Below are 11303 nucleotides of genomic sequence, written 5' to 3'. Positions count from 1 at the left end.
TAGTACTTTGGCGAGAAGAACTAGCCAGAAAGAACTAGTTGCGACAAGAGTCGCTTGTCGCGGAAAAATAAAATGTTATAACATAACAAAAATAGCGAAAGCCAAGCGCTCTCTCCATCCGCATCGCCATCACCTAATCGGACCCATGCCATGACGCCCACCCTCTCCCCCGCCGCCGCGCCATCCGCGGACGCCAGACTGCCGGTCACCGTGCTGTCCGGTTTCCTCGGTGCCGGTAAAACCACCTTGCTCAACCACATCCTCAACAACCGCGAGGGCCGCCGCGTGGCGGTGATCGTCAACGATATGAGCGAGGTCAATATCGACGCCGCCCTGGTGCGCGAAGGCGGCGCCGCGCTGTCCCGCACCGAGGAAAAACTGGTGGAGATGAGCAATGGCTGCATCTGCTGCACCCTGCGCGAAGACCTGCTGCTGGAAGTGTCGCGGCTGGCGCGCGCAGGCCGCTTCGACCAACTGGTGATCGAATCCACCGGCATCGCCGAACCCCTGCCGGTGGCGGAAACCTTCACCTTCGCCGACGAGCAAGGCCGCAGCCTGGCCGATTCCGCGCGGCTGGACACCATGGTCACCGTGGTGGACGCCTGTCACTTCCTGCGCGATTACGCCTCGCGCGATCAGCTGCGGCAACGCGGCGAATCCCTGGGCGAGGCCGACGAACGCACGGTGGCGGACCTGTTGATCGAACAAGTGGAGTTCTGCGACGTGATCGTGCTCAACAAGACCGATCTGATAAACGCCGCGGACAAGGAGCGGCTGGCCGGCATCCTGCGCCAGCTCAACCCGCGCGCCCGCATCGTCGAAGCCCGCTTCGGCCAGGTGCCGCTGGACACGGTGCTCAACACCGGCCTGTTCGACTTCGACGCCGCCGCCGACGCCCCCGGCTGGCTCAGCGAGCTGCGCGGCGAGCACACGCCGGAAACCGAGGAATACGGCATCGCCAGCTTCGTCTACCGCGCGCGCCGCCCCTTCCACCCGCAGCGCTTCTTTGAACTGGCGCAACGGGAATGGCCCGGCGTGCTGCGCTCCAAGGGCTATTTCTGGCTGGCCAGCCGCCCGGCTCACGCCCAACTGTGGTCGCAGGCCGGCGCGGTGTGCCGCCACGAACTGGCCGGCCAGTGGTGGGCCGCCACCCCGCGCGAACACTGGCCGCAGGACGAAGACAGCCTGCGCCAGATCGAAAGCCACTGGCGGGACGGCATCGGCGACGCGCGCCAGGAACTGGTGCTGATCGGCATCGCCATGAACGAAGCGGAACTGCGCCGGCAATTGGACGCCTGCCTGCTGGACGAGGCCGAAATGGCCGCCGGCCCGGCCGCCTGGGCGCTGCTGCCGGACCCCTTCCCGCCGCTGGAAACCGACGCCGAGGACGCCGCATGAACGCCCCGCTGCCCGATATCGCGCGCAGCGGCGCCGCCGCCGCGCTGCTGCCCTTGAACTGGGTGGGCATGGACGGCATCGCGCTGCCGCTGCGGCTGGCGGACGCCGCCCACGGCTGCGTCGCCGCCCGCGCCAGCGTGCAAGTCAACCTGCCCCGGCCTGAGATCAAGGGCATCCACATGTCCCGGCTCTACCGCTTGCTGCAGCCCCACGCCGATGCCGCGCCGCTCAGCCCGGCCGCCCTAAGCCGGCTGCTGCGGGCGATGACGGACAGTCACGCCGACTGCGGCAGCGACGCCGCCCGCGCCGAATTCCGCTTTGAACTGCTGTGCCAGCGCCCGGCGCTGGCCACGCCGGGCCTGTCCGGCTGGAAAGCCTACCCCGCCGCGCTGGGTGCCGAACTCGATGGCGACGGCTGCCGGCTGTGGGCCGAAGTGGAAATCTCCTACTCCTCCACCTGCCCCTGCTCCGCCGCGCTGGCGCGCCGGCTGATCGCCGACGCCTTCCTCCAACAGAACTGCGCGACCACGCCGGACGCGGTTTACGACTGGCTGCTGGAACACGCCACCCTGGCCACCCCGCACAGCCAGCGCAGCCAGGCGCGGCTGCGCTTCGACATCCCCGCCGACGCCACCGGCTGGGACCTGGCGGCGCGCATAGACCTGGCCGAGCAGGCACTGGCCACCCCGGTGCAAACCGCGGTCAAGCGCGCCGACGAACAAGCCTTCGCCGCCCTCAACGGCGCCAATCTGATGTATGTGGAAGACGCCGCGCGCCGGCTGCAAGCGGCGCTGGCCGGCCACGGCCTGAGCCGGGTCGACGTGCGCCATCAGGAAAGCCTGCACCCGCACGACGCGGTGGCCGCCAGCCAGCTCTCATAATTTATCCACGACCTCGCGAGCAAGAGCGAGACAAGGCGAGAACAGCTGAGAAAGCAGAATGCACATTCGGTACATGAGCATTTCGAAGATGTTCTCAACGCCGTATCGCGATCGTGAACACACTCTCAAGGAGCCGCGCTTGATACGCAAAAATCCCTCCGGCCACCTGCCGGTGATCGCCGAATCCGCCTACGTCGACAAGACCGCCATCCTCTGCGGCAAGATCATCGTCCACGACCATGTCTTCATCGGCCCCTACGCGGTGATCCGCGCCGACGAAGTGGACGCCAACGGCGAGATGGAAGCCATCGTCATCGGCCCCCACTCCAATATCCAGGACGGCGTGGTCATCCACTCCAAGGCCGGCGCCGCCGTCGCCATAGGCGCGCACACCTCCATCGCCCACCGCTCCATCATCCACGGCCCCTGCGCCGTGGGCGAACGCGTCTTCGTCGGCTTCAACAGCGTGCTGTTCAACTGCCGCGTCGGCGACGGCTGCGTGGTGCGCCACAACGCGGTGGTGGACGGCTGCGAACTGCCGGCCGGCTGCTACGTGGCCTCCACCGAACGCATAGGCGCGGCCAGCGACACCGCGCGCCTGCCCAAAGCCAGCGTCTCCGCCGCCGAATTCTCCGAAGACGTGCTGCGCGCCAATAGCGAACTGGTGCGCGGCTACAAAGCGCTGCAAAACGAGTTCTGAATGAACGACATCCTGATCCGCAACGCCCGCCTGGTCAGCGACGGCCGCGAGTGGGAAGCCGACCTGCGCGTCGGCAACGGCCGCATCCGCCTCATAGGCGCCAGCCTGCCCGGCCGCCCCGGCGACATCGACATCGACGCCGCCGGCCAATGGCTGCTGCCCGGCATGATCGACGACCAAGTCCACTTCCGCGAACCCGGCGCGCCGCACAAGGGCAGCATCGCCAGCGAATCCCGCGCCGCGGTGGCCGGCGGCGTCACCAGCTTCATGGACATGCCCAACACCCGGCCGGCCACCACCTGCCTGGAGGCGCTGGCGGACAAGGAAAGCCGCGCCGCCGCCGGCTCGGTGGCCAATTACGGCTTCCATTTGGGCGCCACCCGCCACAATCTGGACCTGATCGCCGCGCTGCCGCCCAACCGCGCCGCCGGCGTCAAAGTGTTCATGGGCGCCAGCACCGGCGACCTGCTGCTGGACGACCCGGCCGCGCTGGAACGGCTGTTCGCCGCCTGTCCGCTGCCCATCCTCACCCACTGCGAACACACGCCGCGCATCCGCGAACGCGAAGCCGCCTGGCGGCTGCGTTTCGGCGACGACATCCCGCCGAACCAGCACCCGCTGATCCGCGACGCCGAAGCCTGCTACCAATCCACCCGGCTGGCGGTGGACCTGGCGCGGCGCCACGGCAGCCAGCTGCACGTGCTGCACCTAAGCAGTGCTCGCGAACTGGAGCTGTTCCAGCCCGGCCCCGTCGCCGGCAAGCGCATCACCGCCGAAGCCTGCGTCCACCACCTGCTGCTGGACGACGGCGACTACGCCCGCCTGGGCCACCTGATCAAATGCAATCCGGCGATCAAAAGCCGCGCCGACCGCGACGCGCTGCGCCAGGCGCTGCGCGACGGCCGCATCGATCTGATCGGCACCGACCACGCGCCGCATGCCTGGGAGGAAAAACAGCAGCCCTACGCGCAGGCCCCTGCCGGCCTGCCGCTGGTCCAGCACGCGCTGCCGGCGCTGCTGGAATTGGTGGCCGACGGCGAACTGACGCTGCCGCAACTGGTGGACAAGACCAGCCACGCGGTGGCCACCCGCTTCGCCATCGCCGAGCGCGGCTATCTGCGCGAAGGCTATTGGGCCGATCTGACGCTGGTGCGGCGCCTGCCCGCGCCGCGTCCGGTCTGCCGCGACGCCCTGCTGGCCCATTGCGGCTGGACCCCCTTCCCGCATCTGGCCTTCCGCCACGCGGTCAGCGCCACCATCGTTTCCGGTCAATTGGCCTGGTTCCAGGGCCGCCTCCAGCCGGACTGTCAGGGCCTGCCGCTGCGGTTTATGCGCTGAGGGCCGGTTACAGGTTTGCCATAAAACAGTCCTTACACTACACGGGTCAACCACTGCGCTACAGCTACGCCTCGTCTAAGCAGCCTGCCTACGAGGTAGAGTCCGGCCAACTGACCCTGCCCCTATTTCTGGATCGACTTCCAACGCCTCTTGGCACCAGCACTTCGCCATTCCACCGTGGCCTTTGTTCTACTGCACCTAACAATCGGCCTTAGCAGGACAGTTCCGCAAGCACCTTGCAGGGCTTTACTAACATGGATGCCAACCAGCCCGCCCTCGCGGGCTGCCGAGCCACCGCGCCCCTTATTCCAATATTGATAGAATTCAAGCACTGTTAGTGCCGTGAAGTTGCAGAGTGATGGCCGATGCGGATCTGAGGTGAGTGCGGCGGCCACTATTGCATAGCAAGACTACCTTGAAAAACAATAAAGAGAGTATTGTTTCAACCTATAGCCACAAGAATATGGATTGCCTCCCAAAAAACCTAGCAAAATGGCCAGCACTACGCCTGTTCACCGCAGAAAATAGCAGATAACATCGATGCAATCTCGCAACAGCAACCAACTAGAATGCACTAACTGCACTCTTGGTTTCACAAGAGCATTATAGAAGAAGCAAAACCGTAAGCCGCACTCAAGAAAAACCATCTACTCAATCTTAAGAGGCCTTAAAGATGAAAGAAAAAACTTGGTGGACCCCTGATGAGCTGGCTATAACCGAAAGAAAATTTCGCTCAATAAAAAATATTTCAGAAATTGACACAAAAAATGATTTTGGATCTTATAGAAAAATGCTGTTAACAGGGGACAAATCAGCCTCCGAAATAAAATCCCACAACGACATCAATCCAATTAGAAAAATACAATTAATCAAAAAAAGGCTTAAACTTTCCAATTCAAACCACATCCTTGATGCAGGCTGCGGCCTAGGCTACACCACAACGGCCCTTGCAAATACCTTCATCAAAAGTAAAGTTACTGGAATTGACATTTCCGAAGATGCCATAGAGTATGCAAAGCAAAATTTCCACAACGCCGAATTCAAGTCCCTAGCCATTTCTCCCAGCTCAGAAAAAATTGGAAAATTCGACTGCATATTTTGTTTTGAATTTTATCCATTTACTCGCAACAAAGACTCCAGTCTGCAATCTAAATTTCTCGAATACTTTTCTGCCCAACTAAATCCTCTGGGCACAATTGTAATTTACCAAGCCTGGAACAATCCAAACTCTTTAGTTGCCATACTGGATGAAGTTAAAAGTTTATGCCCCAATCTACACTTCTGCATCTATACGATCCCCCATCCAAAGCTCCCCACCTGGCTTCCCTTCTGGACCGCAACTATCATTTCTCACCTACTATGTTTTCTTGGCCTTGATGGACTAAAGAGAATTATTGCAATAAAAAACAGAAATCCGACTAAAAATAGAGAATAGCTTTACAACAAAAAATCCCATAGAACCGCAACACTAAAACAGAACACAAAAATATTTTACCTAAAACTCACAAAATATAGAAAACATATTAATTAAAAATATCACTCGCACCGGCATCACACCAACGACTATTAAATACATTACCTAAAAATTATTTCTCCACCTCAAAAGAAAAGCGCCACCACCTTTAATTCAACCATTGCCTTAACATACTCTCTTACACCTTCCAACACACATAAAACGTCGATAGACTTTTTAATAGCTATCACTGGGGCCATCACTGTTCTTAAAATTTTAGAAAAACACTAACAAAAATTAATACAGGCAAGAAAAAACAATATTACACCCCATATAACTATTACGCAGTCCACCCCTTGCTTGCTTCCCGCCCCCCCATATGTGATCGAAAGAAGAACTAAAGTCCTAAAAAAAGCCCGCTGTTTCCAGCGGGCCAAGTCTTACCCCAATTTTAATCAAGCGGCTCAAGCCTCCGTGGCGGCCAGTTCGCGCCGCGCATCCGGCGCCGGCCGCGCCAGCAGCTCCATCCACTTGCGGCAGGCGGAGAGCAGGATCACCAAGCCCAGCGCCAGCATGGCGATGGAGATGGCGGCGTTGAACAGGTTGTAGCCCTTGGCCGCCGGGTTCAGATAAACGTGCTTGATCATCCAGTAGCCGGCGTAATTGACGGTGACGTAGAGATAAGCCAACGGCACCAGGCAGGTCATCATGTAAGCGCGCTTGTGCGACAGCCGCAGGATGATGGTGGCGCCGATGATCAGGCCGATGGACGCCATCAGCTGATTGGACACGCCAAACAAGGCCCACACCGAATTGATGTCGCCGGAGTTCAGCAAATAGCCCCACAGCAAGCAGGCCACCACCGAAGCGCCGATGGCGCCGGGCATCCAGTCGGTGCGCTTGAGCGGCGCCCAGGCGTCGCCGACGAAATCCTGGATCAGATAGCGGGCGACGCGGGTGCCGGAATCAATGGCGGTGAGGATGAACACGGCTTCGAACATCACCATGAACTGGAAGAAATAGGACGCCAGATTATGGAACCAGGGGATGCGGGTGAAAATGTCCGCCATGCCCACCGCCAGCGTCACCGCGCCGCCGGTGCGGCCGTACAGGTCCAGGCCGATCTCCTGGGACAGCTGCGGCAGGTTCACCACCTGCATGCCCAGCTTGGCGAAGACATCCGGCGCGGAGTTGATGGCGAAGTAATCCGCCGGGTGCAAGGCGGTGGCGGCGATCAGCGCCATCACCCCCACCACGCATTCGGCCAGCATCGCGCCAAAGCCCACCGGCAAGATGTCGCTCCAACGGTCTATCTGCTTGGGCGTGGTGCCGGAGCCGATGAAGGCGTGGAAGCCGGAAATGGCGCCGCAGGCGATGGTGATGGAGATGAACGGCCATACCGGACCAGCCAGCACCGGGCCGCCGCCATGGATGAACTGGGTAACGGCCGGGAACTGGATTTGCGGGTTGATGAACACCACGCCCACCACCAACAGGCCGAACACGCCTATCTTCATGAAGCTGGACAGACAGGCGCGCGGGGTCAGCAGCATCCACACCGGCAACGCGGTGGCAAAGAAGGCGTAGATGGGCAGCAGCAGGGACACGGTGGACGCCTTCAGCGTCAGCAGCTCGCCCAGCGCGGTGCCCTGGATGTAGGGACCGGCGAACACACAGGCCATGATGGCGGCGACGCCGACATAGCTGGCGTTCTTCATGCTGCCGGTGACGCGCTCCCACAAGCCGACGGCGATGGCGATGGGAATGGTCATGCTCACCGCGAACGCGCCCCAGGGATTGCGCTCCAGCGCGTGCACCACCACCATGGACAGGCCGGCCATGGTGATGGTGATGATGAACAGCATGGCCAGGCCGGTGCACCAGCCGGCCCAGGGGCCCAGCTCGGTCTTGGCCACTTCCGACAGCGATTTGCCGTGATGCTTCATCGAGGCGAACAGCACCACGGTGTCGTGCACCGCGCCGCCGATCACACAGCCTATCAGCAGCCACAACATGCTGGGCAGATAGCCGTACTGGGCGGCCAGCACCGGTCCCACCAGCGGACCGGCCGCCGCGATGGCGGCGAAGTGGCCGCCAAACGCCACCCACTTGCTGGTGGGCACATAGTCCTTGCCGTCCTTTAATTCATGCGCCGGGGTCACGGCGCTATCATCGACACCCAATACCTTGCGCGTGAAGAACACCCCGTACAGGCGGTAGCAGATGGCAAGTATGCAAAGGGTGGCGATCACGAAGGTCAATGCGTGATCCATTTTTGTCAGCTCCGGTGATAGTCTCACCCGGAACTTACGCGCGGGCGCGGTCTCCGTGGGGCGGAAAGCGGCTCAGCGGCCGCATGGCGTCGCCAGCGGCGGCCAGAGCGGGGCGAGCGGTTCCCGGAATGTGCTGACGATCTTGAGCGGGACAAGGCGAAACCGGCTGAGGAAGCGGAATGTACGGATGGTACATGAGCATTTCGAAGGCGGTTTTAACGCCGTATCGCCGACGCGCAGCAGACTTTGAACAGCTTATCAGGGCTGCCAGTCCTGATAGGGCCTATGCACCTTGGCGTAGGCTTTTTGCAGTTCGCCGCTGGCGCGCGCGGCGCGGATGGCCCGGTTCAGCACCTGATGGACGAAATCGCCGCGGCGGTTGCAGTTGAGAAAGAGCACGTCCGGGTAATCGTCGAAACGGGCGCGATGGATGTTGCTCAGTTTGAACTTGCGCACCAGATAGTCCGCCTCCTCCTGCGCCCACAGCACCCCGTCCACCCGGCCCAGGTTCAGCTTTTTCAGCGATAGCTCCAGATTGACCACGCTCTTGCTGGGAAAGCCCCAGTTCACCGGCGGCGCCTCGATATTGTATTTGGCCAGATTGGCCATGCGCAGCACGTCCTCCTTGTCCAGCGGCTTGGTCTTGTGGGTGTAGAGCACGAAGGTGACCTTGCCCAGCATCTCCTTGGTGAACTGATAGGGCGTGGCGTCGTCCGCTCCCTCCCTCACCTTCATGATGGGAAAGCGGAAGTCCGCGTTCTTGTCGCTGGCGTCCAGATAGACGCGCTTGACCGGCTCTATGCTGAAACTGATCTTGCCTTCCTTGTAATGTCTGGCCACCACCTGCAAGAGTTCGGCAAACGGGCTGTTCTGGTTGTTCTCCAGCAATTGCGGCAGGAAGACGGCGATGCCGTGCAGATCCGGCCGGTTGATGTCCGGCGAGCTGTCCTGGGTTGCCGTGCCGTTGCACGCCAGGAGCAGGCCGGGCGCGCAGCCCAGCGCCCAAACCGCGCACAGCAGCATTTGTTTTGCCATCGAATGTTTCCCCCTGGACTGAGGTGTAGCACACCTGTGGGGGCTGCGCGGCGCATTTGGACGGGCGGCCGCTAGCTCGCGATGCCCAGCGCGTCCTTCAGGGGCTTCAGATAGCGGCGGCTGACCGGCAGGCTGTGGCCGTCCAGCGTATGGATGGTGGCGACGCCGTTGTCGCCGAACAGGATTTCCCGTATCGCGGACAAACGCACCAGGTATTGCCGGTGGCAGCGGAATAGATCGCTGCGCTCTTCCAGGGTGCGCAGCGTCAGCTCGGTGAAGCGCTCCGCGCCGGCGGCGTCCACCACGTAAACGCCGCTGAGCCGGGAACAGACATAGGCCACCTCCTCCAGCCGGCACAACACGATGCGGTTGACGCCCTGGCAGGGAATCAGGCTGAGCGGCGCCAAGCCGCATACCGCCGCCGGCGGCGGGGCGGCGCGCTGGCGCAGCCGCGCCAGGGTCTTGGCCAAGCGCGCCGGGTCCACTGGCTTCAGCAGATAGTCGCAGGCGTGTTCTTCAAAGGCCTGCAGCGCGTAGGCGTCGTAGGCGGTGACGAACACCACTTGCGGCATGGCCTCCGGGTCCAGCATCGCCAGCATTTCCAGGCCGCTGATGCGCGGCATCTGGATATCCAGGAACACCACGTCCGGCTTGCGGCGATGGATGAAAGCGATGGCCTCCACCGCGTTGCCGCACTCGCCGACGATGTCCAGGCCGCCGGCGGCTTGCAGCAGCTGGCGCAATTCATCGCGCGCCAGCGGTTCGTCGTCCACCAGCAGCGCGCTGGGCAGGCCGGCCGCGCTCATGCCGCCGCTCCGGCGCGGCGCGCGTCCGCCTGCGGACAACGACAGGGCAGCAGCAGGCTGACCCGGGTGTAAAGCTCCGGCGCGCAGTCCACCGCCACCCCGTAGGCCTCGCCGTAACGGGCGCGGATGCGGCGGTCCACCAGCGACATGCCCAGGCCGTCGCTCTGCTCCGGCTTGCGGTAGAGCCCGGCGTTGTCCTCCACCGTCACCCGCAGGCCTTGCGCGTCGCAACGGGCGGCGATGCGGATGCGCCCCGGCTCCAGCAACTGGGAAGTGCCGTGCTTGATCGCGTTTTCCACCAGCGGCTGCAGGGAAAACGCCGGCAGTTCGGCCCGGCGCGCCGCCTCCGGCGCCTCGATCTCCACTTGCAGCCGGCCGGCGAAGCGCGCCTCCTCAATGCGCAGATAGGCGCTGACGTGGTCTATCTCGTCGCCCAGCGTGGCCATCTCGCTGGAGCGCTTCAGGTTCTTGCGGAAAAAAGTGGATAGGTATTGCACCAGCTGGCGCGCATGCTCCGGGTTGCGGCGTATCACCGCGGACAGGGTGTTGAGCGCGTTGAACAGAAAATGAGGATTGACCTGAGCGTGCAACAGCTTGATCTCGGTCTGAGCCAGCAGCTGTTTCTGCTGCTCGTACTTGCCCTGCAGAATCTGGTTGGACAGCAGCCGGGCAATGCCCTCGCCCAGGGTCAGGTTGATGCCGGAAAACAGCTTGTTGCGCGTCTCGTACAACTTGATGGTGCCTATCACCCGTTCGTCCTCGCCGCGCAAGGGAATCACCAGCGACGAGCCCAGCTTGCAGGCCGGGCTGATGGAGCAGCGGTAAGGCGTCTCGTTGCCGTCCGCGTACACTACCTGATTGGCCGCGATGGCGCGTTGGGTCAGCGGCGAGGTGATGGGCGTGCCCGCCAGGTGGTGGTCGGCGCCGGCGCCGATGAAGGCCAGCAGGCGCTCGCGATCGGTCAGCGCCACCGCGCCCACGCCCAGCTCCTCGTACAAGATGCGCGCCATGGTCATGCAATTGTCGCGGTCGAAGCCGTGGCGCAGCACACCCTCGGCGCGGGCGGCGATCTGCAGCGCCTTGGAGGAAAAGGCGGAAGAATACTTCTCCGCCAGCGCGCGCCGGTCCAGCAGGATGCGCATGAACATGGCCGCGCCCAGAGTATTGGCGATCATCATCGGCAACGCGATGCTGCGCACCAGATGCCAGGCGGCGGCGAAGGGCTTGACCGCCGCCAGCAGGATCAACATCTGCATGCATTCGGCCAGCAGCGCCACCGCGGCCACCGCCAGCGGGTCGAACACCCGTCCCACCTGGCCGCGCCGCACGAAATAAAGATGCACCAACCCACCCAGCAAGCCTTCCGCCATGGTGGACGCCATGCAAGCGCCGGCGGTGACACCGCCCAACGAATAACGA

General features: G+C 62.4%; 9 protein-coding genes. 5 read left to right on the top strand and 4 right to left on the bottom strand.

Annotated elements, in window-relative coordinates:
* The first annotated feature begins 150 nt into the window (after positions 1–150).
* The 5 genes from zigA to HA052_RS09585 all read left to right on the top strand — a co-directional run bounded on the left by zigA (position 151) and on the right by HA052_RS09585 (position 5752).
* Entirely contained in the window at positions 151–1398 is a 1248-nt protein-coding gene (zigA, locus tag HA052_RS09605) for a zinc metallochaperone GTPase ZigA (protein ID WP_166451761.1), read from the top strand.
* Positions 1395–2279 (top strand): GTP cyclohydrolase FolE2, encoded by an 885-nt coding sequence (folE2, locus tag HA052_RS09600; RefSeq protein ID WP_166451760.1) that lies wholly within the window; start codon positions 1395–1397, stop codon positions 2277–2279. Before zigA ends, folE2 begins: the two co-directional genes overlap by 4 nt.
* A gap of 139 nt (positions 2280–2418) precedes the next feature.
* A complete protein-coding gene (locus HA052_RS09595) occupies positions 2419–2979 on the top strand; it encodes an LbetaH domain-containing protein (RefSeq protein ID WP_166451759.1) in 561 nt (186 codons plus the stop codon).
* A complete protein-coding gene (locus tag HA052_RS09590) occupies positions 2980–4317 on the top strand; it encodes a dihydroorotase (RefSeq protein ID WP_166451758.1) in 1338 nt (445 codons plus the stop codon).
* Between the two features lie 673 nt (positions 4318–4990).
* The gene (locus tag HA052_RS09585) at positions 4991–5752 is read left to right on the top strand and encodes a methyltransferase domain-containing protein (protein WP_166451757.1); all 762 of its coding nucleotides are present in this window, start codon (positions 4991–4993) and stop codon (positions 5750–5752) included.
* 482 nt (positions 5753–6234) lie between these two features.
* Here HA052_RS09585 and HA052_RS09580 read toward each other — a convergent pair whose 3' ends face one another.
* The 4 genes from HA052_RS09580 to HA052_RS09565 form a co-directional block, all read right to left on the bottom strand.
* Positions 6235–8043, bottom strand: a complete 1809-nt coding sequence (locus tag HA052_RS09580) for a carbon starvation CstA family protein (RefSeq protein WP_166451756.1) — start codon at positions 8041–8043, stop codon at positions 6235–6237.
* 258 nt (positions 8044–8301) lie between these two features.
* On the bottom strand, positions 8302–9078 hold the full coding sequence (locus tag HA052_RS09575) for a type 2 periplasmic-binding domain-containing protein (protein ID WP_166451755.1): 777 nt from the start codon (positions 9076–9078) through the stop codon (positions 8302–8304).
* A gap of 71 nt (positions 9079–9149) precedes the next feature.
* A complete protein-coding gene (btsR, locus tag HA052_RS09570; RefSeq protein ID WP_240937326.1) occupies positions 9150–9884 on the bottom strand; it encodes a two-component system response regulator BtsR in 735 nt (244 codons plus the stop codon).
* On the bottom strand, positions 9881–11303 hold a 1423-nt coding region (locus HA052_RS09565; RefSeq protein WP_166451754.1), incomplete at its 5' end, for a sensor histidine kinase. The genes HA052_RS09565 and btsR, both read right to left, overlap by 4 nt.

It is taken from the genome of Chromobacterium fluminis, from assembly GCF_011602385.1.
GTDB classification, from domain to species: domain Bacteria; phylum Pseudomonadota; class Gammaproteobacteria; order Burkholderiales; family Chromobacteriaceae; genus Chromobacterium; species Chromobacterium fluminis.
Note: the sequence above shows the minus strand (reverse complement) of the source record. Positions and strands in the feature narration are given on the sequence as shown.